This window comes from Flavobacterium sp. TSSA_36, assembly GCF_051547165.1.
Lineage (GTDB): Bacteria > Bacteroidota > Bacteroidia > Flavobacteriales > Flavobacteriaceae > Flavobacterium.
The window spans coordinates 544,990-568,416 of the sequence record NZ_JBPTTP010000002.1 but is presented as its reverse complement, the minus strand read 5'-3'; the positions used below and the strand labels follow the sequence as shown (position 1 = coordinate 568,416).

The 23,427-nt window shown below is 36.1% G+C and carries 21 protein-coding genes; 15 read left to right on the top strand and 6 right to left on the bottom strand.

Translation table 11 applies throughout. From position 1 onward, the window contains the following. The first annotated feature begins 149 nt into the window (after positions 1–149). From ACSVH7_RS06480 to ACSVH7_RS06460, 5 genes are all read left to right on the top strand, one after another. Positions 150–1,433, top strand: a complete 1,284-nt coding sequence (locus ACSVH7_RS06480) for an MFS transporter (protein WP_438065879.1) — start codon at positions 150–152, stop codon at positions 1,431–1,433. Positions 1,434–1,512: 79 nt separating this feature from the next. Then, a complete protein-coding gene (locus ACSVH7_RS06475) occupies positions 1,513–1,767 on the top strand; it encodes an autorepressor SdpR family transcription factor (protein ID WP_438065877.1) in 255 nt (84 codons plus the stop codon). Between the two features lie 8 nt (positions 1,768–1,775). Beyond that, entirely contained in the window at positions 1,776–2,426 is a 651-nt protein-coding gene (locus tag ACSVH7_RS06470; RefSeq protein WP_438065875.1) for an SdpI family protein, read from the top strand. Positions 2,427–2,457: 31 nt separating this feature from the next. Beyond that, the gene (locus tag ACSVH7_RS06465; RefSeq protein WP_438065874.1) at positions 2,458–4,677 is read left to right on the top strand and encodes a B12-binding domain-containing radical SAM protein; all 2,220 of its coding nucleotides are present in this window, start codon (positions 2,458–2,460) and stop codon (positions 4,675–4,677) included. A gap of 143 nt (positions 4,678–4,820) precedes the next feature. Beyond that, complete coding sequence (locus tag ACSVH7_RS06460; RefSeq protein ID WP_438065873.1) at positions 4,821–5,306, top strand: acetyl-CoA carboxylase biotin carboxyl carrier protein subunit; 486 nt, start codon at positions 4,821–4,823, stop codon at positions 5,304–5,306. A 226-nt stretch (positions 5,307–5,532) separates the two neighbouring features. Here the strand turns inward: ACSVH7_RS06460 and ACSVH7_RS06455 are convergent, their stop codons facing one another. From ACSVH7_RS06455 to prfB, 3 genes are all read right to left on the bottom strand, one after another. Then, entirely contained in the window at positions 5,533–7,161 is a 1,629-nt protein-coding gene (locus ACSVH7_RS06455; protein ID WP_438065872.1) for an acyl-CoA carboxylase subunit beta, read from the bottom strand. A 149-nt stretch (positions 7,162–7,310) separates the two neighbouring features. Then, positions 7,311–8,309 (bottom strand): UDP-3-O-(3-hydroxymyristoyl)glucosamine N-acyltransferase, encoded by a 999-nt coding sequence (gene lpxD, locus ACSVH7_RS06450; RefSeq protein ID WP_438065870.1) that lies wholly within the window; start codon positions 8,307–8,309, stop codon positions 7,311–7,313. Between the two features lie 186 nt (positions 8,310–8,495). Next, positions 8,496–9,594, bottom strand: a protein-coding gene (gene prfB, locus ACSVH7_RS06445; RefSeq protein WP_438065869.1) for a peptide chain release factor 2 whose coding sequence is annotated in 2 segments (ribosomal slippage) — positions 8,496–9,530 and positions 9,532–9,594 — 1,098 coding nt in all. Because the reading frame shifts where the segments join, the coding sequence is not laid out codon by codon here. Positions 9,595–9,683: 89 nt separating this feature from the next. Here prfB and ACSVH7_RS06440 point away from each other — a divergent pair. Beyond that, positions 9,684–10,712, top strand: a complete 1,029-nt coding sequence (locus tag ACSVH7_RS06440) for a threonine aldolase family protein (protein ID WP_438065867.1) — start codon at positions 9,684–9,686, stop codon at positions 10,710–10,712. 42 nt (positions 10,713–10,754) lie between these two features. Here the strand turns inward: ACSVH7_RS06440 and ACSVH7_RS06435 are convergent, their stop codons facing one another. Then, entirely contained in the window at positions 10,755–11,075 is a 321-nt protein-coding gene (locus ACSVH7_RS06435) for a YbaB/EbfC family nucleoid-associated protein (RefSeq protein ID WP_438065866.1), read from the bottom strand. Positions 11,076–11,215: 140 nt separating this feature from the next. Here ACSVH7_RS06435 and ACSVH7_RS06430 point away from each other — a divergent pair, with 140 nt between their 5' ends. The 7 genes from ACSVH7_RS06430 (at position 11,216) to lpdA (ending at position 18,665) form a co-directional block, all read left to right on the top strand. Further along, complete coding sequence (locus tag ACSVH7_RS06430) at positions 11,216–13,276, top strand: S9 family peptidase (RefSeq protein WP_438065936.1); 2,061 nt, start codon at positions 11,216–11,218, stop codon at positions 13,274–13,276. Positions 13,277–13,344: 68 nt separating this feature from the next. Next, a complete protein-coding gene (locus ACSVH7_RS06425) occupies positions 13,345–14,385 on the top strand; it encodes a PLP-dependent cysteine synthase family protein (protein ID WP_438065865.1) in 1,041 nt (346 codons plus the stop codon). A gap of 126 nt (positions 14,386–14,511) precedes the next feature. Continuing rightward, positions 14,512–14,910 carry a c-type cytochrome gene (locus ACSVH7_RS06420; protein WP_438065863.1) on the top strand — a complete coding sequence of 133 codons (399 nt, stop codon included), beginning with the start codon at positions 14,512–14,514 and terminating at the stop codon, positions 14,908–14,910. A 319-nt stretch (positions 14,911–15,229) separates the two neighbouring features. Further along, the gene (locus tag ACSVH7_RS06415; RefSeq protein ID WP_438065861.1) at positions 15,230–15,643 is read left to right on the top strand and encodes an RrF2 family transcriptional regulator; all 414 of its coding nucleotides are present in this window, start codon (positions 15,230–15,232) and stop codon (positions 15,641–15,643) included. 143 nt (positions 15,644–15,786) lie between these two features. Next, positions 15,787–16,233, top strand: coding sequence for a hypothetical protein (locus tag ACSVH7_RS06410; protein WP_438065860.1), 447 nt, complete (start codon positions 15,787–15,789; stop codon positions 16,231–16,233). 49 nt (positions 16,234–16,282) lie between these two features. Further along, entirely contained in the window at positions 16,283–17,098 is an 816-nt protein-coding gene (locus ACSVH7_RS06405) for an SDR family oxidoreductase (protein WP_438065859.1), read from the top strand. Positions 17,099–17,261: 163 nt separating this feature from the next. Continuing rightward, the gene (gene lpdA / locus ACSVH7_RS06400) at positions 17,262–18,665 is read left to right on the top strand and encodes a dihydrolipoyl dehydrogenase (protein WP_438065858.1); all 1,404 of its coding nucleotides are present in this window, start codon (positions 17,262–17,264) and stop codon (positions 18,663–18,665) included. Between the two features lie 63 nt (positions 18,666–18,728). Here lpdA and ACSVH7_RS06395 read toward each other — a convergent pair whose 3' ends face one another. Continuing rightward, positions 18,729–19,103, bottom strand: a complete 375-nt coding sequence (locus ACSVH7_RS06395; protein ID WP_438065857.1) for a DoxX family membrane protein — start codon at positions 19,101–19,103, stop codon at positions 18,729–18,731. A 205-nt stretch (positions 19,104–19,308) separates the two neighbouring features. Continuing rightward, the gene (locus ACSVH7_RS06390; RefSeq protein ID WP_438065856.1) at positions 19,309–20,229 is read right to left on the bottom strand and encodes a DUF4349 domain-containing protein; all 921 of its coding nucleotides are present in this window, start codon (positions 20,227–20,229) and stop codon (positions 19,309–19,311) included. A gap of 401 nt (positions 20,230–20,630) precedes the next feature. Here ACSVH7_RS06390 and ACSVH7_RS06385 point away from each other — a divergent pair, with 401 nt between their 5' ends. Both ACSVH7_RS06385 and tilS read left to right on the top strand, forming a co-directional pair. Further along, positions 20,631–21,917 carry an anthranilate synthase component I family protein gene (locus tag ACSVH7_RS06385; RefSeq protein ID WP_438065855.1) on the top strand — a complete coding sequence of 429 codons (1,287 nt, stop codon included), beginning with the start codon at positions 20,631–20,633 and terminating at the stop codon, positions 21,915–21,917. Between the two features lie 198 nt (positions 21,918–22,115). Continuing rightward, positions 22,116–23,423 (top strand): tRNA lysidine(34) synthetase TilS, encoded by a 1,308-nt coding sequence (gene tilS / locus ACSVH7_RS06380; RefSeq protein WP_438065854.1) that lies wholly within the window; start codon positions 22,116–22,118, stop codon positions 23,421–23,423. Positions 23,424–23,427 lie beyond the last annotated feature (4 nt).

Genomic DNA, 23,427 nt, shown 5'->3' with positions numbered 1-23,427 from the left:
CACATAGTTATGCTATGTTTGAAATAGTGTTATTTCTATCTATTCTTTACCGATTTAATGTTAATCTGTGATTTTATGTGGGTAAAACTTTATTTTAATTTTCCGAATAGATTATTGTAATTCTAAATCACTAACTAAAACCACCACAAATGACCACAGATACTCCTTCTAAAGGAAAAAATTCATTGCAGCATGTACTTTTTGGCAGTTTGATAGGAACGACCATTGAGTTTTTTGATTTTTATATTTATGCCAATGCCGCGGTATTGGTTTTTCCACAACTTTTTTTTCCGAGTACCGATGCTACTATGGCTACGTTACAGTCACTCGCTACGTTTTCTATTGCTTTTTTGTCAAGACCTTTGGGTTCGGCTTTTTTTGGACATTTTGGAGATAAGATAGGTCGTAAATTTACCTTGGTAGCCGCATTACTTACTATGGGAGTTTCTACTGTTGCTATTGGTTTTCTGCCAAGTTATGCTAGTATAGGTATAGCCGCACCTTTGTTGTTGATGCTGTGTCGTTTTGGACAAGGCGTTGGTCTTGGAGGAGAATGGGGTGGAGCTGTATTACTAGCCATCGAAAATGCACCACCCCATAAAAGAGCTTGGTATGGCATGTTCCCACAGTTAGGTGCTCCTATAGGTTTGTTGCTCTCAGGCGGGACTTTTTTGCTTTTAACGGATAGTATGACCAACGAAGATTTTATGAATTATGGTTGGCGCATTCCTTTTATAGCCAGTTCTCTTTTGGTAGTAATTGGTTTTTATATTCGAACTAAAATTTCTGAAACACCTTCTTTTGAGCAGGCTAAAAAAGTAGCAAAAGAAGTGAAAATACCGTTTCTTACTTTGCTTACCTCTTACAAGAATCAATTGATTTTTGGAACATTGGCAGCAGTGACTACTTTTTTGGTTTTTTACTTAATGACAGTATTTACGTTAAGTTGGGCGACCTCTGATTTGGGTTTCACCAAAAGAGATGCTCTGTTGATTCAGTTGTTTTCCGTGCTCTTTTTTGCGCTGTTTATTCCTGTTTCGGCAGTGGTTGCAGATGCCATTGGGCGCAGAAAAATGCTGGTTTTGGCTACTATTGCCATAGCTGTTTTTGGTTTTTTCTTCCAATTTTTTCTTAGTTCAGGTAGTGCTGTACTAGTCACTGTTTTTGTTTGTATTGGAATGGCCTTGATGGGATTTACCTATGGTCCTTTAGGCACCTTTTTGTCTGAGTTGTTTCCAACACAAGTCCGCTATTCAGGAGCTTCCTTGACCTTTAATTTAGCCGGAATATTTGGTGCTGCTTTTGCTCCTATGATTGCCATTTGGTTGGCCACAGATTATGATATTTCGTATGTGGGGTATTATTTGACTGGGGCTGCTTTGTTGAGTTTAGGTTCTCTTTTTATGATTTCTAGAAAAAGTCATCAATTTTAATTTTAAAAAATAATGTAAGTTTTTCGTGTGCTTTTAAAATAATATTTAGATATTTGTCTAAATATATAATCATAAATTGATGAACGTCATTTTTAAAGCCCTTAATGATGCCACAAGGCGCGAAATTCTGGATCTTTTGAAAGAAAAGGACAGAACTGCTGGAGAAATTTCGGATCATTTTAATATCAGTAAACCCAGTATCTCGCATCATTTGGATTTATTGAAGCAAGCCGATTTAATTACTTCTCAAAAATCGGGTCAGTTTGTGATTTATTCAATCAACACCACCATAATGGATGATGTTCTACAATGGATTTTAACTTTTAAAAAATAAACTCAATCATGAAAAATACGTTACAAAAAGAATGGTTTTCAATACTTATAGTGCTAATTCCCTTTATTTATTTGGCTTTTATATGGAATTCCTTACCAGAAAAAGTGCCTATTCATTGGAATTTAAACGGAGAAATTGATGATTGGGGCAGTAGGTATTCTTTAATAGGACTTCTTTTTGTATTGCCAGTTTTAGCTTATGGAATTATGTTGTTGGTTCCTAAAATTGACCCCAAAAACAAGATCGATACTATGGGTAATAAATACAAAAGCCTTAGATTAATATTAGTTTTCTTCACTTCAGTACTAGCTTTATTTATTTTGTTCAGTGCAAAAAATCAATCTATGTCTAGTCCTGTCATCATTGTTTCTTTAATTGGTTTTCTGTTTATGGCTTTAGGAAATTATTTTAAAGTCATTAAACAGAACTATTTTGTAGGAATTAAAACTCCTTGGACGTTAGAGAGCGAAGAAGTTTGGAAGCTAACCCATCAAATGGCAGGAAAATTATGGGTAATAGGTGGAGCAGTGATTACTATTTTTTGTTTTTTTATTCCAGAAGATTTTATAGCGTATCTTATCTTAACAGTTACAGGTATTATTACCGTAGTTCCAGTTGGATATTCCTATTTTAAATTTAAAGAGCTAAAGAAAGATTAATCCCTTATTTTTGCATCAAAACAATACCGTCTTGAAACCAAAACTCTTCCTCATCACCCCACCGTTTACGCAACTGAATACCCCGTATCCAGCGACCGCTTATATCAAAGGTTTTTTGAATACCCTTGAAGTACCATCGGAGCAAGCGGATTTAGGCATTGAGGTGATTTTGAAATTGTTTTCGAAAGAAGGATTGAGCCCCCTAGCCCCCAAAGGGGGAACTCGCGACTTGTCTGATAATGCGAAAAGAATAGTAGCACTTTGGGACGAGTATATCAAAACCATAGATCCAGTAATTGCTTTTTTGCAAGGCAAAAATCCAACCTTGGCTTTGCAAATTTGTCAAGAAGATTATTTGCCCGAAGCGTCACGTTTTGCGCAATTGGAGGTCCCGAATGATGTCGGGATGGATTGGGCTTTTGGTACGATGGGAACACAGGATAAAGCCAAACATTTGGCAACTTTGTACCTTGAAGACATTTCAGATTTTATTGTCGAATGTGTCGATGAAAATTTTGGGTTTAGTCGCTATGCTGAACGTTTGGGTCGAAGCGCTAATTCATTCGACGAGTTATACGAAGCATTGCAAAAGGAACCTAGCTATATTGATGGAATTTTAGTGTCTATTTTAGAAGAAAAAATAGCCAGAATTCAACCAGAATTATTGCTGATTTCTGTACCCTTTCCTGGGAATTTGTACAGCGCTTTTCGTTCGGCACAATGGGTGAAAAAGCACTATCCGAATATCAAAATTGCTATGGGAGGTGGCTTTCCTAATACCGAATTGCGTTCGCTTTCAGATGCTCGAGTGTTTGATTTTTTCGATTTTATTACCTTGGATGATGGCGAAGTACCAATAGAAGAACTTATCAATGCTATCACCTCGAGCGCAGTCGAGAAGCAGTACAAACGAACTTTTCTGCTAGAAGACGGAAAAGTCATTTATAAAAACAATTCCACCAGACCAGATTATAAACAATCGCAAGTAGGTACTCCAGATTATACAGATTTGCTGTTGGATCAATACATTTCGGTAATCGAAGTGGTGAATCCAATGCATCGAATGTGGAGTGATGGTCGTTGGAACAAGTTGACGATGGCGCATGGCTGTTATTGGGGCAAATGTACTTTTTGTGACATTTCTTTGGATTACATCAAAATCTACGAACCGATAGCCGCCAATTTGTTGTGCGACCGAATGGAAGAAATGATGACACAAACAGGTCAGAATGGCTTTCATTTTGTTGACGAAGCAGCACCACCAGCTTTAATGCGAGCTTTAGCGCTCGAAATTTTACGCCGAAAACTATCGGTTACTTGGTGGACGAATATACGTTTTGAGAAAAGTTTTTCGGCCGATTTATGTCGATTGCTCAAGGCTTCGGGTTGTATAGCAGTTTCAGGTGGTTTGGAAGTAGCTTCTGATCGTTTGTTACAATTAATTGATAAAGGAGTAACCGTTGAGCAAGTGGCCAAAGTGACTCGCAATTTTACAGAATCAGGTATTATGGTGCATGCGTATTTGATGTACGGTTATCCCACCCAAACGGTTCAAGAAACGATAGACAGTCTCGAAATGGTCCGTCAATTGTTTGAAGCGGGAGTGTTGCAATCCGGATTTTGGCACCAGTTTGCGATGACTGCCCATAGCCCAGTGGGATTGTATCCTGAACAATTTGGTGTTACACCAGAACTCCTTCCCTTACAAGGTTCAGAGAAAGGGATTTTTGCAATCAATGACATTAATTATACAGACAAGACAGGTATTGACCATGAAAACTTTAGTTTCGGACTGAAGAAATCCTTGTTCAATTTTATGCATGGAATTTGTTTCGACTTTGAGCTGCAAGAATGGTTCGATTTCAAAATTCCAAAAACCAAAATTCACCCTGATTTTATTTTTAATGCGCTTCAAGAAGAAGAAAATTTCACCACAAAACCTACAGCCAAAGTAGTTTGGTTGGGAGGAAAACCTTCGGTTGAATATTTTACAAAATCCAAAAAAGGGAATTCTTGGGAACTCGCGAAATTGACCTTTCACGACAAGAAAGAAAGTTTTGCTATTCAAACCAATAAAGCAGAAGGTGAATGGTTGGTTGCTATTTTAGATAAAATTGCAGTTTCTCAATCTAAAGTATATTCTTATCAAGAACTTAAAACTGATTTTGAACACCATTTACCCGATTTTGAGCTGTTTTGGTATTCTAAACCGATGCAAACATTACGCTCTTTTGGATTGTTGGTGTTATAGTGTTGATTTTTACAAAAAAATACAAGTATTGAAGGATCATTTTCCTAAAAAAAACAAAGGCAATGGCTGCAATGAATCTGATGCCGTAGGTTGTTTTCAATAAGTTTTCTTTGTGTATATTTACAGATACAAAAGCCTTCTATATGAGTACTAGTTATCAACTAAAAGTAAATGATATTTTTCATTTCGAATGCGATGCTGCCTCAGCCAATGCGCTGGATGCGGTTGCGACAACTGACAATCAATTTCATATTTTAAGTGAAAACAAGCGGTATCAAGCTCAGATTATAGCTGCTGATTTTCATAAGAAGGAATACACTATTGAAGTGAACAATTCAGTGTATACTGTCGCCATTGCAGACGCTTTGGATCTTTTGATTAAAGAAATGGGATTTGATACCAGTACGGTACAAAAAGTAAACGCCATCAAAGCACCGATGCCTGGTTTAATTTTAGAAATCAATGTCAGCGTTGGGCAAACCGTTCAAGAAAACGATAATTTACTAATTTTAGGAGCAATGAAAATGGAAAACAGTTTTCAGTCGCCTCGAAATGGAGTAATCAAATCGATTGCAGTTACTGTTGGCGATGCCGTAGATAAAGGACAATTGTTAGTAGAATTTGAATGAGTACTAACTTAAGAATACAATGGGTAGCTGCATTCTTTAAAAGAGAGAATAAGGTTTAGTGAGACTGTAGCGTGATTATTCCTGTCGACTTTTCATCATAAAGTCTTGCTTTTATAGTTTATTTGTTGCTACCAAACTTGTTTTGTTATGCATTCTCTCCTTCAAAGTTTTACATCGATTCTTTAAAGATTAATCTTAAGTTTTGTGTCGGTTATTTGGGGTTTGATTAGGTTTGGATTACTCCCAAATTAAATTTCTTTTCTATAGGAGCGTGATTTGCAGCTTCTATTCCCATCGAGATCCAATTTCGAGTATCTAAAGGGTCGATGATCGCATCAGTCCATAATCTCGAAGCAGCGTAATATGGAGAAACTTGTTCGTCATAGCGAGCTTTTATTTTATTGAATAATTCTGTCTCTTTAGCTTCGTCTATAATTTCTCCTTTGGCTTTTAAGGAAGAAGCTTCAATTTGTGCTAAGACTTTTGCGGCTTGCGTTCCGCCCATCACGGCTAATTCGGCACTTGGCCAGGCAACAATCAATCGAGGATCGTAGGCTTTTCCACACATGGCATAATTACCAGCGCCATAAGAGTTCCCTACTATAATGGTGAATTTTGGAACTACGGAGTTGGACACTGCATTGACCATTTTAGCACCGTCTTTAATAATGCCTCCATGTTCAGATTTTGATCCTACCATAAATCCGGTCACATCTTGAATAAATACTAATGGGATTTTCTTTTGGTTGCAATTGGCAATAAATCGAGTGGCTTTGTCTGCAGAATCAGAGTAAATTACGCCACCAAACTGCATTTCTCCTTTTTTAGTTTTAACCACTTTACGTTGATTAGCTACAATGCCTACAGCCCATCCGTCAATTCTTGCATAACCGGTGAGCAAAGATTGGCCATAGCCTTCTTTGTAAGCTTCAAATTCCGAATTATCAACCAAACGATGGATGATGTCCAGCATATCGTAAGGTTCGTTTCTGGCTTTTGGTAAAATTCCATAGATCTCTTTTTCGTCTAAATTAGGTTTCTCTGGTTGAATTCGGTTGTATCCTGCTTTTTCATAATCACCTATTTTACTTACAATTTTTTTAATTTTATCTAGTGCCTCTTTATCATCTTTGGCTTTATAATCAGTTACTCCAGATATTTCACAATGGGTCGTTGCTCCGCCTAAAGTTTCATTGTCAATGGTTTCTCCAATAGCGGCTTTAACCAAATAGCTTCCTGCCAAAAAGATACTTCCAGTTTTGTCAACAATCAAGGCTTCGTCACTCATGATGGGTAAGTAAGCACCTCCCGCCACGCAGCTTCCCATAACTGCCGCGATTTGAGTAATTCCCATACTGCTCATAAGCGCATTATTCCTAAAAATTCGTCCAAAATGTTCTTTGTCTGGAAAAATTTCATCTTGTAATGGCAAATAAACCCCAGCGCTGTCTACAAGATAGATGATGGGTAATCTATTTTCCATGGCAATTTCTTGTGCTCTAAGGTTTTTCTTGGCTGTAATGGGAAACCACGCTCCGGCCTTTACCGTGGCATCGTTAGCGACTACGATGCATTGTTTTCCTTGAATGTATCCTATTTTGATGACCACTCCGCCAGAAGGGCAACCACCGTGTTCTTGATACATGCCTTCTCCAACAAATGCTCCAATTTCGATACTTTTAGCGTTACTATCCAATAAATAATCAATGCGCTCCCTCGCTGTCATTTTGCCTTCAGCATGTAATTTTTCAATTCTTTTTTCGCCTCCTCCCAGTTTTACTTGGGCTAATTTATGACGCATTTTTGAGGTAAGTAGTTTGTTGTGGTCCTCGTTTTTATTGAAGTTTAAATCCATAATGGGTTGACTAGTTATAAATAGAAAGCTAATTTACAAAAATCTTTCTACTATTTTTTGAGTTGAAAGGTGGAATTGTAGAAGTATTGTTTAATTATAATAAAAAAGCAACGAGGAATCGTTGCTTTTTTGAGAATTTGATAAAAAAATTATTTTCGGGTATCATTAACAAGTTGTTTCAAAATTGCCCATTGGCGTAAAGCATCTTTGACAGCTACTGCTGGATAACCTAGTACCACTTTTCCTTCTGGAACATCACAAGTTACCCCTGATCCTGCCCCAACAGTTGCTCCTGAACCTATTGTGGTATGGTCTTTAATAGAAGCGCTTCCGCCAATAACCACACCATCTCCTAGGGTTACAGAACCCGCTAAGCCACTATGCCCCGCCATAATGCAGAAACGCCCCATTTTACTGTTGTGGCCAATTTGTACTAAGTTATCGATTTTGCAACCATCACCCACAATAGTTGAACTGAATTTGCCGCGATCAATACAAGAGTTGGCGCCTATTTCTACTGAATTTCCAATGATTACATTCCCAATTTGCGGAATTTTGACCAATCCTTTTTCATGACATACTCTAAAACCAAAACCATCTGCTCCAATTGTTGCATTAGGATGGATGATGCAATCAGAACCAATTTGACAACGTTCGCGAACAACAACACCTGACCATACAATGGAGTTATCTCCTATAATACTATGGTCCAAAATAGTTACATTAGGATAAATGGTCACATTTTTTCCAATAGTTACATTAGGACCCAAATAGCATCCTGCTCCAATTTTAGATCCTTTGCCAAGGATAACACTGTCGTCGATTGTAGCATTGGGATGTACTTCAAAATCAAATTTGGGTGCTTCAGGAGCAAAGAGGTTGAGCAATTGTGCCATGGCTAATTCAGCATTTTTTACTTTTATAAATGCTTTATTTTCACCAGGTTCAATGCTAATATCCTCGTTTACAATAGCTGCACTTGCATTTGAAGTACTCCACTGTTTTTCATATTTTTTAGTGCCGATAAACGAAATTTGGTTGATGGTAGCAAGATCTAATTGTTCAGGGGCAGTTATCTGGCTGCAAAGGGTTCCGACTATCTTGCCTTTTAGGACATCATTAATCTCTTGAATAGAAAAGGATTTCATGTAATGGTTAAATATATTAATTGTATGATGGTGCCAAATAAAGGAATTTGTAATGGCTATACCTAACAATTTAACTTTTAAAAGTTAAAAAAAACTTAAAAATAAGAAAAAAAAGACTTTTTTTGAGAAAAAAAAAACGACCTCAATAAGAAAGTGAAGCCGCTTTTGTTATAAGAAAGAGGGGGTTTACTCTTCTTCTCGTTGTCCCATCATCATTAAAAAAGATTTTAAAAAAGGATCAATGTTACCATTCATGACACTATCTACATCACTAGTTTCATGCCCGGTTCTAACATCTTTTACGAGTTTATAGGGATGCATCACATAATTACGAATTTGTGATCCCCATTCGATTTTCATTTTTTTAGCCTCAATTTCATCTCGGAGTGCTTGTTTCTTTTTTAATTCGATTTCATACAATTGAGATTTTAACAATTGCATGGCTTTGGTTTTGTTATCTAATTGAGAACGAGTTTCTGAGTTTTCAATGATAATCCCTGTTGGATGGTGGCGCAAACGAACTGCAGTTTCAACTTTATTGACGTTTTGTCCACCAGCACCGCTTGACCGCATGGTTTCCCATGAAATGTCAGCAGGGTTAATTTCGATTTGAATGGTATCATCAGCAAGAGGATAGACATATACAGAGGCAAAAGAAGTATGTCGTTTGGCATTACTATCAAATGGTGATATACGAACCAAACGGTGTACCCCATTTTCTCCTTTTAGATAGCCAAAAGAATAATCCCCTTCAAACTCTAAGGTTACTGTTTTTATTCCAGCAGCTTCTCCTTTTTGAAAGTTTAACTCTTTGATTTTATACCCATATTTTTCTCCCCACATGATGTACATGCGCATTAGCATTTCGGCCCAATCGCAACTTTCTGTTCCTCCGGCTCCAGCGGTAATTTGTAATACGGCGCTCAAAGTATCTCCTTCGTCTGAAAGCATGTTTTTGAACTCAATAGCCTCTATATGATTTTCAGTAATTGAATAGTGTTCATCTAATTCTTCAACGCTAAGTTCTCCCTCTTTGTAAAAATCAAATGCTAGTTGTAGTTCTTCAGTTAGAGCTACGGATTTGTCGTAATCTTCGATCCATTTTTTTTTATTTCTCAGATTTTTTACTACAAGTTCAGCTTCTTTAGGATTGTTCCAAAAGTCGGGGGCAAATGTTTTTTCCTCTTCGTTAGCAATTTCGATGAGTTTTGCATCTACGTCAAAGATACCTCCTCAACGCACCAAGGCGCTCCACAATACCTTTAATTTGTTCGGTAGTTGTCATAAATTATTATTATTTTTGTTTTGCAAAATTATAAAAAAAATACCACAGTACAAGCTTAGGTCTTACTGTGATTGATATAGGAGTTATTTATGGAAATAAATTTAGTGAGTGATACGGTAACAAAGCCTTCTGCCGAAATGTTGCAATACATGTTTAAAGCCGAGGTGGGAGACGATGTTTACAAACAAGATCCCACTGTAATTGAATTAGAAGCAAGGGTTGCCGCAATGTTTGGCATGGAGGCAGGTTTGTTTTTTCCCTCTGGAACTATGGCAAACCAAACGGCTATTAAATTGCATACACAACCAGGTGAACAGTTGATTGCGGATAAATATGCTCATGTCTATAATTATGAAGGAGGGGGCGTTTCTTTTAATAGCGGGGTGTCTTGTTGTTTATTGGATGGGGATAGGGGTATGATTACGGCTAGTCAAGTAGCAGAAGCGATTAATGACCCCGAGTTTTATCATAGCCCAAAGACAAGTTTAGTATGTGTAGAAAATACCACCAATAAAGGAGGAGGCGCTTGTTATGATATTGAAACATTAGTTCACATAAAACAAGTTTGCGATGCCAATAATCTCAAATTTCATATGGATGGTGCCCGAATTTGGAACGCTTTGGTTGCCAAAAGACAAAATCCAAAAGATTATGGAAAATTATTCGATACGATTTCTGTTTGTTTATCCAAAGGATTAGGTGCTCCCATTGGGTCGGTTTTATTAGCAGATAAAGCAACGATTCATCGAGCACTTCGAGTACGTAAAATTTTGGGAGGCGGTATGCGTCAAGTAGGTTATTTGGCAGCGGCAGGTATTTATGCGTTAGAAAATAATATTATGCGTCTCACAGAAGACCATCGTAGAGCCAAAGAATTAGGACTTTTATTGAGTAGGTTACCTTGGGTAGCATCAGTTGAACCTGTAGAAACCAATATTTTGATTTTTAAAGTAATTCCCAGTTTGAGTGATGCGCTGTTGATAGAAAAATTACGGCAAAAAAATATAGCAATCAGTTCTCTAGGTAAAGGAAAATTGAGAATTGTTACGCATTTAGATTATCGAGAAGTGATGCATTCTTATGTGATAGAAACCTTGCAACGATTGTTTGTAGCCTAAAAAAAAGGATTTAGAGTTTTGAACTTTAAATCCTTTTTTTTATTATTTGAACAAATTATCCATACCGGGAATCATAGGCATATCCATTTTGGCAACAGCATCAAGTTCCGTTTGATTCACTTGATTTGCTCTAGTAATAGCTTTGTTAAGCACTAATATCAAATAATCTTCTAATTGTTCTTTGTCTTCCAATAATTCATCCGCAATATGGATTGATTTTATCGCGGTATTCGCGGTAACTGTAATTTTTAATAAGCCGTCTGAACTTTGTTCGTCAATCAAAACAGTGTCCAATCTTTTTTTAGTGTCTTCTATTTTTTGTTGGGTTTCTTTAAGTTTTCCCATCATTCCCATTAAATCCATGTTTGGTTTATTTAAAATTATTAAAGCAAAATTACTATATTGCTAGTTGATAATCAATAAAAATTATGGAAAGAACTATTCGTTTGGGGTGGCTTTGTCTTATTTTTGCAGCTTTAAATCCACAAGTTAAAGCACAAACTATGTCTAAAAATATACAAGCTCCCATTGCAAAAATTATTCCGAAACAATTAATCAAACATAAAGACGTTCGAATTGATAATTATTTTTGGTTGAATGAAAGGGAAAACCCCGAAGTGATTACTTATTTGAATCAAGAAAATGAGTATTACACGGCTAAAACAGCGCATACCAAAGATTTTCAAACGAATCTTTTTGAGGAAATGAAGGCAAAAATTAAAGAAGATGATACCTCAGTTCCCTATTTTTACAATGGTTATTTTTATAGTACACGCTTTGAAAAAGGGCAGGATTACCCAATTTATTCCAGAAGAAAAGAAAGTCTCACAGCTCCAGAAGAGATTCTCTTTGATTGTAATGCATTGGCCAAAGGTCATTCTTATTTTAAACTAGGAGGAATCAGTATTAGTCCAAATAATAAGTTTGCATCCTTTGGAATTGATATTTTAGGAAGAAGGATTTATACCATTCAAATCAAAAATTTAGAAACTGGTGAAATTCTTTCAGATACCATTGAAAATGTTACTGGTGGATCTGTTTGGGCAAATGATAACGCAACTCTTTTTTATACTCAACAAGATAAAGTAACGTTACGATCAGACAAAGTATATCGTCATAAACTAGGTACAGATGCTAAAAAAGACGTTTTAGTTTTTGATGAAAAAGACGACACGTTTAATGTATATGTGTACAAAGAAAAGTCAAGAAAATACCTTGTTATAGGTTCAAGTAGTACACTAACTACGGAATGTAGAATTTTAAATGCAGATCAACCCGAAGGTGAATTTCAAGTATTTCAGCCTAGGGTTAGAGGATTGGAATATAGTATTTCTCATTACGGGGATTCTTTTTATGTTTTAACCAATAAAGATAAAGCAATCAATTTTAAATTGATGAAAACACCTGAAAATGCAACTTTAAAAAAGCATTGGAAAGAGGTAATTGCACATCGTGAGGACGTATTGTTAGAGGGCATTGAAATTTTTAAAAACTATTTAGTGGTAGAGGAACGCTCAAACGGATTGAATCATATTCGTATTATGCCTTGGAGTGGTGGAGGCGATTACTATTTGCCTTTTGATAATGAAACCTATAGCGCTTATACCACGACTAATATTGATTTTGATACAGATGTTTTGAGGTACGGCTATCAGTCTATGGCCACACCTTCATCGATCATTGATTTCAATATGAACACCAAAGAAAAGGTAGTTTTGAAGGAGCAAGAAGTTTTAGGTGGTACGTTTGATAAAAATAATTATATCGAAGAGAGGGTTTGGGCTACCGCTACGGATGGTACTAAAGTTCCAATTTCTATGGTTTATCATAAATCAGTTCAGAAAGATGGAAAAAATCCATTGTTATTGTATGCTTATGGTTCTTATGGAAGTACGATGGAACCCTATTTTTCTTCAACGCGATTAACTTTGTTGGATAGAGGATTCATTTATGCAATTGCTCATATTCGTGGAGGAGAAGATTTAGGAAGACAATGGTATGAAGACGGTAAACTACTCAAAAAGAAAAATACTTTTACGGATTTTATCGATTGTTCAAAATTTGTAATCGATCAAAAATATACAACGCCCTCTCATTTGTATGCCGAAGGTGGCTCTGCAGGTGGATTGTTGATGGGAGCCATTGTAAATATGGCTCCAGAATTATATAATGGAGTAATCGCACAAGTCCCTTTTGTTGACGTTGTTACGACCATGTTAGACGATAGTATTCCGCTGACAACAGGAGAATACGATGAATGGGGAAATCCTAACTCAAAAAAGTATTATGATTATATGTTGTCTTATTCCCCTTATGACAATGTAAAAAAACAAAAATACCCTAATATGTTTGTTTCTACAGGTTTACATGATTCTCAGGTACAATATTGGGAACCGGCAAAGTGGGTAGCTAAATTAAGAACTTTAAAAAATGAGGATACTGTTTTGTATCTTGTTACCAACATGGATGCCGGTCATGGCGGGGCTTCAGGTCGATTTGAATCTTTAAAAGAATTAGCTAGAGAGTTTAGTTTTTTGTTAGATTTAGAGAAAATTAATAAGTAATTGATTTTTTTGCTAGATTTGTAACCTACCCTTTTGTTAGATCAACAACTTAGGTTAACTATTTTTTTATGAAAGAAGAAATAAACGCTTATAATAACGTTTTAGAACTAATAGGAAATACCCCTCTTATTAAGCTTAATACGATAACACAAGAACTCAAAGGTAACTTTTATGCAAAAGTAGAGGCTTTTAATCCAGGACACTCTTCAAAAGATAGAATTGCATTGTATATTATTGAAGAAGCAGAACGAAAAGGAATCCTTACACCCGGAGATACCATAATAGAAACTACTTCGGGAAATACAGGATTTAGTCTTGCTATGGTCAGTATTATTAAAGGCTATAATTGTATTTTGGCCGTGAGTTCAAAATCTTCTAAAGATAAAATCGACATGCTTAGAAGTTTAGGGGCAAAAGTCTATGTTTGTCCAGCGCATGTTTCGGCTGATGATGAACGTTCCTATTATAATGTAGCCAAAAGATTGCATGAAGAAACGCAAGGTTCCGTATATATCAATCAATATTTTAATCAGTTGAATATTGATGCTCATTATTTGACAACAGGCCCTGAAATTTGGAAACAAACCAATGGAAAAATTACACACCTCGTTGCCTGTAGCGGAACAGGAGGAACCATTTCTGGTACTGCAAAGTATTTAAAAGAACAAAATCCTAATGTAAAAATTTTGGGTGTAGATGCTTTTGGTTCTGTGCTTAAAAAATATCACGAAACCAAAGAATTTGATAGCGCAGAAATTTACCCTTACAGAATTGAAGGATTGGGTAAAAATTTAATTCCAACGGCCACTGATTTTGACGTTATAGATAAATTTATTAAAGTGTCTGATGAAGAAAGTGCCCATTCCACCAGAGAATTAGCTCGAAAAGAAGGACTCTTTGTGGGCTATACCTCGGGAGCAGTGATGCAAGCCATTAAGCAGTATGCAGACGAAGGTGAATTTGATGATCATAGTAATGTTATAGCGATTTTTCCAGATCATGGTTCCCGGTATATGAGTAAAGTATTTAGTGACGATTGGATGAACGATCAAGGTTTCTTTGATAGTGTTAATGAAGAAGAAGTTCAAAAAATTGAATTTATCAAATAGAAAGTTAACAAACGCCTCTCAAGTAGAGGCGTTTTATATACACATACATCTGGTTTGATGATAATTATCATGAAATATTTCGGTTTTCTTGTGTAAATTTGAGTAGTAATCTAAATCGATTTCGTTATGAAAACTCATTTCAATTCTTTGGTGTTGTTTAGTTTCTTCGTTTTTGGTGTTCAATTAGCTTTTTGTCAAGAATCTAATTGGAAAGCCCCCGTAGCTGCCGATGCTTTAAAAAATCCTTTCAAAGGGAATGCTAAAGCTACGGTTGAAGGAAAACATATTTTTGAGCAAATGTGTGTTTTATGTCATGGAGTTAAGGGAAAAGGAAACGGGGAAGCAGGACTAACGCTAGGCACAAAACCAGCCAATTTTTTAGCTTTTAAGGTAAAAAAAGAATCTGATGGTGTTATTTTTTGGAAAATTACTAATGGAAAATCACCCATGGCGGGTTATGATGAACTGCTAACGGAAGAGCAGCGCTGGCAGCTGGTCAATTATATTAGAGAACTGGAAAAGTAAATAGTCTTATTCATTGTTAGGGTTGTACTTGGTAGCTGGTATAGTAAGAGATTTATTCCCTGTCATCAATAGATTTAGGATATTTTGAATTAAATTTTTTGTTTTGGGCGCGTTTTTACATGTTGCAGTGTAAAATGGAATACTACTTTTCTTACATTGGTACAAATAGGCTAGCAAAGACTTTTTGATGCATCACACATACAAGGTTAGTCTTTTTGGTTTACCGTACAGATGGTCTATAAAACTTTTAAATATGGAACCTACACGATCACAGAGCGGTTTGTTGTTTTTTTGTATTTTAGCCAAAAAAAGATTGTCGATGCTTTCACAAAAAACTAAATATGCTCTAAAAGCCTTACTCTATTTGGCACAACAAAAAGAGGGTGAAATCGCTAAAACCAATGCTATTTCTGAAGAAGCGTCTATACCCAAAAAATTTTTAGAGCAAATTCTTTTAGATTTGAAACGAGCTCATTTTGTTGGAAGTAAACAAGGGAAATTAGGAGGATATTATCTTTTGAAATCTAAAAATGAAATTACACTTGCGGATATTCATCGGTTATTTGACGGTGCTATTGCACTTTTGCCTTGTGCTTCGCTCAATTTTTATGAACCTTGTTCAGATTGTAAAAATGAGGCTTCCTGTCACCTTCGACTTGGTTTAATATCCGTTCGTGAGGAAACTTTGCGATCTATGCAAAATATTACTATCGCTTCTTTGGTGGATCAATAGTTTTGTACTGTAATTTCTCTTTTTGGTAGTAAAAAAAGAAGCTGTACCCCCCAATAAATTACCTTTTGATTAACATTTGTAATGCATTTTTTTCCTATTTTTATTGAATTCATAAGAGTCAAAGTATACTAAAATAGACTAAAATGACAAAAAAGAACATCATTATTGGTTCAGTAATTGCGGGAACAATCAATTTAGTAATTAACGCTTCACGGTATTGGTTTGCTATGAAAGAATCTTATCCTACTATCTATTTGACTCAAAATAGTATTGACAGTGAAATCCCCACTGTTTTTTCCAAAGCCGTCCCTCTTGCGGTATCATTGAGTTTTTTTGTTACCTCTATCGCTTTTTTGACTACAAAAATGGAACATAAGCCATCCTATTTTCCAGGATATTTTTTAAAAGCCTTGAAGCATTGTGTTTTTGCTTTTGGTTTAGTGACCATTTTTGCTGTTCTATTTCAAAAATATGTGGGTGAAATTGAGGTTACACACCTTACCGCTTCAATAATCACCGGAATTGTTTCAGCAGGTGTTGCTATTATGGTGGATTATGAAACTAAAACAAGTTTACATTTTGACGAATAAGATGGAATTGATAGCTACAAAAAGGAAGTTTTAATTTAAATTTAAGCAAATGAATGATATGAAAACGGTTGTAATTACGGGTTCTCAATCCGGAATGGGTTTGGCTACAAGACTTTTTCTAGAAAAACAAGGTGTCAAAATTATTGGGATTTCTAATACTAATGATGCAGAAATTCAAGCTGATTTGTCTACTGATGAAGGGGTGGATGCAGCAGTTCAAAAAGTCATTGCGCTGAGTGAAGGTAAAATCGATGGTGTTTTTGCTAATGCGGGAGTGGGTGGCGAATATGCGCCGTTAGTTTTTGGTTTGAATTTTTTCGGAATCGTAAGAATGCTTGAGGGTTTACAGCCTTATTTAAAAGAATCAGCAAACGGAAGAGTGGTCATTAATGCCTCAAATTCGGTAGTAATTACTCCTGGTATTCCAAATGAAGTTGTGGATGCTTTAGTGTCTTTTGATAAAGAAAAAGCCTATGAATTAATTCAAAAAAGCCCTTTTTGGACCTATCAAGTAAGTAAAGTCGCTATTACCAAATGGGTACGGAAAAATGCCTTTAAAGAAGAATGGGCCGGTAGTAATATCTCTATGAATTGTATTGCGCCAGGGGTGGTTTTAACTCCAATGATTGAACATGATTTGAAAGATCCAAGAAAAGCCGAAGGAATTAACAAGCTTCCAAGACCTTTGGGTGATTTTTGTAAACCAGAAAATATCGCTCCATTAGTGAAATTTTTATTGATTGACGATTCTAGATTCATCATCGGGCAATATATTGTGATTGATGGAGGAACTGAGGTTGCTTGGAGAGGAAATGATCATCCTAAAACATGGGATGTGAGTTTTGAGGATTTTGGTAAATTATAAGCGCTATTTTTGAGACATTTTGAAAATGCAAATTAACTATAGTTTGGCGCCTACTTTCAGTCTGTCTCTTTATTAAAATTCATCCTAAAAAAACCTTAAAAAGTTAGGTTTAAACAAAAGTTTATTGCTTAATTTTGACGCACAAAAAATTAAACAACATACTATGAGTTCATTTGACGTAGTCATTATAGGTTCTGGTCCCGGAGGATATGTGTCGGCAATTCGTTGCGCACAATTAGGTTTCAAAACCGCTATTATCGAGAAATACTCCACTCTTGGAGGAACCTGTTTAAATGTAGGATGTATTCCATCCAAAGCGCTTCTAGCTTCTTCACATCATTACGATGAAATTAAACATTTTGCCGATCACGGAATTGAACTTTCTGGTGCCGTTAAGGTGAATTTAGAGAAAATGATTGCTCGCAAACAAGCAGTTGTCGATCAAACTTCTGGAGGTGTTCAGTTTTTGATGGATAAAAATAAAATCACAGTTTTTAATGGTTTGGGTTCATTTGTAGACGCGACTCACGTTGCGGTTGCCAAAGCTGACGGAACTTCTGAAACTATTGAAGCCAAAAATATCATCATCGCAACAGGTTCTAAACCTTCTTCTTTGCCTTTTATCTCAATCGATAAAGAAAGAATTATTACTTCAACCGAAGCGTTAAAATTAAAAGAAGTGCCTAAACACCTTGTAATTATTGGTGGAGGTGTAATTGGAATTGAATTAGGACAAGTGTATTTGCGTTTAGGTGCACAAGTATCTGTTGTAGAGTTTATGGACAGAATTATTCCAGGAATGGATGCTTCTTTGTCTAAAGAATTGACCAAAGTCCTTAAAAAACAAGGAATGAAGTTCTATACTTCTCACAAAGTACAGTCGGTAGAAAGAGCTGGTGATGTTGTAACTGTGAAAGCTGAAAATGCTAAAGGTGAAATCATCACTTTAGAAGGAGATTACTCTTTGGTTTCTGTAGGTCGTCGTCCTTATACTGACGGATTGAATGCAGAAAAAGCGGGTGTGAAAATCTCTGAAAGAGGTCAAATAGAAGTGAATGACCACTTGCAAACGTCTACGCCAAACATCTACGCTATTGGTGATGTAGTGCGTGGCGCGATGTTGGCTCACAAAGCTGAGGAAGAAGGTACAATGGTGGCTGAAATTTTAGCAGGTCAAAAACCACATATCGATTATAATTTAATTCCTGGTGTTGTCTACACTTGGCCAGAAGTTGCTGCTGTTGGACAAACAGAAGAACAATTAAAAGCGGCAGGTGTTTCATATAAAGTGGGTAATTTCCCGTTCAAAGCCTTGGGTCGTGCGCGTGCTAGTGCAGATTTAGACGGTTTCGTAAAAATCCTTGCTGATGCGAAAACGGATGAAGTTCTTGGCGTTCATATGATTGGAGCTAGAACAGCCGATTTGATTGCAGAAGCCGTTACTGCTATGGAATTTAAAGCTTCAGCCGAAGATATTTCTAGAATGTCACACGCGCATCCTACTTTTGCGGAAGCGATTAAAGAAGCGGCATTAGCTGCTACAGACAATAGAGCATTACACGTATAAAAGCGTAACTTTCAAAAATAAGAAACCCGTCTCGTGATAATGAGACGGGTTTTGTTGTTTAAATCAAGGAGTAAAAACACTTTTATAATTGTTCCAATAACGATAAATCAAAAATAAATTCCCCAAGAATAAAGCGCCAGCAATCGGGATGCCTTCGGGAGCTAAAAAGATATTGATGAACAAAATGTTTATCGTGATGGGAAGAATTAAAATATTGGCTAACGTCACAAAACGATTGCTCACAAAAGCTAATCCACATAAAAGTTCAACTGCTTTGGCTAGGGGCATAATGTAGGTCGCGGCTACAAGTCCAACATTGAATGCTTTGAAGTTTCCTGTTGTTTCAGGCTCAGGCATTAAATGAAAAAAATAACTGATGGATGCGAACAATAATAGTAGTCCAATCAAAATCCGAATAATAGTAGTGGCTATTTTCATATTTACAATAAATTTTAGGGGTTACTTTTTTTGAAATCAAAAACTAATCATTTCTTGGTTGGGTAATACTTCTTAAAGCTATATTTTTTAGGAAATGTTTAATTGTCTATCAAATTTAAGTAAAATATTGATAAATAGTGAATTGCAAGTCTTGTTTTTCGGATTTTGATTTTTTAAAGGAGAGGATTAAATGGGTTTATGAACCTTATTTTATATTTTTTATGAAAGGCACTTTATTGAAAATCAAGTAAATTACTAAACCAATTAGAGCTAACCACCATAATTTTAAAAGGAAAACTACCAACGACAGCAAATGAAACCAACCAGATTGCAACGCATCCAAGATTTGAATTCCAATAGCTGGCTCAAATTGATAGCCTTGTTTTTCATTGGCTACCAATTCTTGTTTGACCACTTCTCTTTGGTACAACTGAAGGGTAATGGTGCTATAATTGATTTGGTCTTGAAGGGATAAGTTTTCAATAGCACTACTGTCGCTTTGCGCTTTTTTATTTTCAAGTTGCGTTTCGGCATTCATAATGTCATTGATTTTTTTGCCTTTTGTATCAATAGCATTGGCCATTCTTTTTTCATTGGTAGCGCTTCTCTTTTGTAACAACTCATTCGATAATAATCGAAGCGCAACATCATCAGCTTTGATTAATCGGTAGTCTAAATAATCAATTTCTTTGGCAATTTCTTTTACCACGGTATCCATATTTTGTTGAGGTACACGAAGGGTGATAGTGTTTTCAACTTGGTATTTTGTGGTTTCTAGGGTGCTGTCTTGACTAACTTTAGTACTTATTTGGTCATTTAGGGTGCTTTGAAGGTTGGAGTACGTAACCAAACCACCCCATTTTTTAGTGGTATTCTCAATCAAGTTGGTCGATTGTACAACGCTTTTTACTTTGAATTTGATATCTGCTGTTCGAATGAGCTTCCTTTTTTCTACATTTTTTGGAGTTTCGGTGGTTTTTTCTTGGGTGTTGCTAACGGTGGCACTATCGGCAACAGCTGTGGCGTAATCTAAGGTTTCTTCTGCCGGAACCTCGGCTTTTTTGCACGAAAATAATACTACTGCGATGATTACGGCTAGGGTGCCTGCTTTTACAATTGTTTTCATAAATAAAATAGTTTAATAGATTAAAAAAGGGTTAAAATTCAAATAAATGTTCCAAAATAGAGTAAGCGTAGTTTTTTAATCAATACTTAAATTTTATTTAGTGAAGTAGTACTTTTTTTACCTATTAAAAAGTGTGCCAATTTTTTTCTAAGTGTTCGCTTTTAAAAGTTTTAGCCACGAATTACACTGATAGGCACTAAATTTTCGAACTTTAAATAGGATCACACTAATTTTATGGATTCTTTAATAATCCGTGATTTTGAAAGGTAGAGCAGATAAAAAAAGCATTAATTCGTGCAATTCGTGGCTTATTTTTTTAAATATGAATACCCTGTTTTTTTTTGAGGAAGAAGGCAGAAGGGAATTTTTTGTCGTAATTTTGGAGCTTAAAATAATGATTATTGAGAGTCTCTGAATTTTATACTATAGACAATCCTTCACTTTTTAAAGAACAACTGTTGCACTGGGCACAGCAGTTTCGTGAAGTAGCTTTTTTGGATAGCAATAATTACCCACAAGCGTATTCTAGTTATGATTGTATGTTGGCTGTAGACGCTTTTACTTTGCTTCAAACCGATTATCATAATGCTTTTGAGGATTTAAAGCAGTACCAGCAAACCACTAAGGACTGGCTGTTTGGCTACTTGTCTTATGATTTAAAAAACGATAGCGAGCGCTTGCAATCCAATAATTTTGATGGATTGGATTTTCCAGATTTATTCTTTTTTCAGCCCAAAAAGATTTTTTTGCTAAAAGGGAATCAGCTTGAGACAAGATATTTGCATTTATGTGATGACGAGTTGCAAGAAGATTATCAAGATATCACGGCTATTGTTCCTCATCAAAGTACCGCTCCGGAATCTGTAGTGATACAAGCTAGAATAGACCAAAAAAAATACATCGAGCAAGTACAAAAAATGCAGGAATACATTCATAAAGGGGACATTTATGAAGCCAATTTTTGTATGGAATTTTATGCAGAAAACGCAACCATTCAACCGCTCGAAAAGTTTCAAAAGTTAAACGCTATTTCGCAACCACCCTTTGCGGTTTTCTTAAAAAACAACCAGCAGTACTTGTTGTCTGCCACACCAGAGCGCTATTTGAGAAAAGAAGGAGAAGATTTGATTTCGCAACCCATAAAAGGAACTGCAAAACGCTACGAAGACCCTGTGGCTGACGAAAAAGCAAAAGAAGATTTGGCTACCAATCCAAAAGAACGCGCTGAAAATATTATGATTACTGATTTGGTTCGCAATGATTTATCACGAACTGCCCAAAAAGGTTCGGTGCAAGTAGAAGAACTTTGTGGCATTTATTCTTTTATGCAAGTCCATCAAATGATTTCAACCATTACCTCAAAAATGGATGAAAAATATGGGGTGATTGATGTATTGCGCCTCACTTTTCCAATGGGGAGTATGACGGGGGCTCCCAAAATTTCGGCAATGAAAATTATCGAAGAATTAGAAGCGACCAAAAGAGGCTTGTACAGCGGGGCAGTAGGTTATTTCACACCCGAAGGCGATTTCGATTTCAATGTAGTGATTCGCAGTATTTTGTACAATCAAAAGAAGCAATACCTTTCTTTTTCGGTCGGAAGTGCCATCACGGCCTTATCGGTGCCAGAGCAAGAATACGAAGAATGTTTGCTCAAAGCTAAAGCAATGAAGAGCGTATTAGCATAAAATTTTTAAAAAAGAAACTGTTTTTAGGAGCGCTAACAATAGGGTTTTTTGCCAATAGGGTTTCCAGCTATCCGCTATATCTCTTGTATTGGCATCCGCCATACAAGAGGATGCCGCTACTATCTGGGCTAATGAGCAACAATTGTCTATTTTTGGAAACAAAAAAAGGCATCTAATTAAAAAAATGTAAATTTGAGTATGCAAAACCTCTTTTACCAACAGCTACAAACTCAATTTCCGTTTCTCGAAAACAAAAAATTATTGTTGGCCGTAAGCGGTGGTTTAGACAGTATGGTGCTTTTGCATTTATTGCAACAATTGCCTTACACCATTGCCATCGCTCATTGTAATTTTCAACTCCGCGGCATTGAAAGTTTTGAAGACCAAAGTTTTGTGCAAGAGTATGCGCTTCAACATCAAATTCCATTTTATTGCACTCAATTCGATACTCAGGCATTTGCCAATGATTATAAACTTTCTACACAAGTAGCCGCAAGAGAACTGCGATACGATTGGTTCTACGAACAACTAGAGCTCCATCAATTCGACTTTGTTTTAACAGCCCATCACGCCGATGATAATCTGGAAACTTTTTTAATCAACCTTTCAAGAGGCACAGGTTTAGATGGTTTATCGGGTATACCTGCTCAAAATGATGCGGTACTTCGGCCATTGTTGCCTTTTTCTAGAACAGCAATTGAGGAATATGCCAAAGTTAATAATTTACAGTGGCGCGAAGACAGTAGCAACGCTTCGGATAAATATTTGCGCAACCAAATTCGCCATCATTTAGTTCCAATGCTCAAAGAACTAAATCCTGATTTTTTAAAAGCTTTTGGAATGACTCAAGAGTATTTGCAACAAGCACAAGAATTGGTTTCGGATGCGGCTAGTATGGTTTATCAGCAAGTAGCAAGAGAAGAAGAGGACATTATTTATTTTGATTTAAAGCAATTATTATGCTTGCCAAATTATGCCTCTTATTTGTACCAATGGCTTAAAGAATATGGCTTTTCGGCTTGGGATGACATTTATAATTTAGTTGATAGTCAATCAGGAAAACAAGTTTTTTCGTCAGAATACAGATTGCTAAAAGACCGCGATTTCTTTATTTTGAGTCCTATACAAGAGCCTGAAAAGGAGGTGTATTTCATCGAAAAAAGTCAAGACAAAGTTAAGATTCCCTTAAAACTCCAGTTTTGTAAAGTAACAGACATTTACAAAGCAGATTCAAGTACTATCTTTGTCGATGAATCAAAGTTAGCCTATCCTTTGGTGCTCAGAAAGTGGCAAGAAGGCGACGTCTTTTTTCCTTTGGGAATGAAAGGCAAAAGCAAGAAAGTAAGTAAGTTTTTTAAAGATGAAAAAATGGCACTTTTAGACAAAGAAAATACTTGGCTTTTGTGTTCCAATGATGCAATTGTTTGGGTTGTAGGAATGCGTCCTGACGAACGATTCAAAGTAGAGCATAGCACCAATACAATTTTAAAAATAGAATTAATATAAGTTA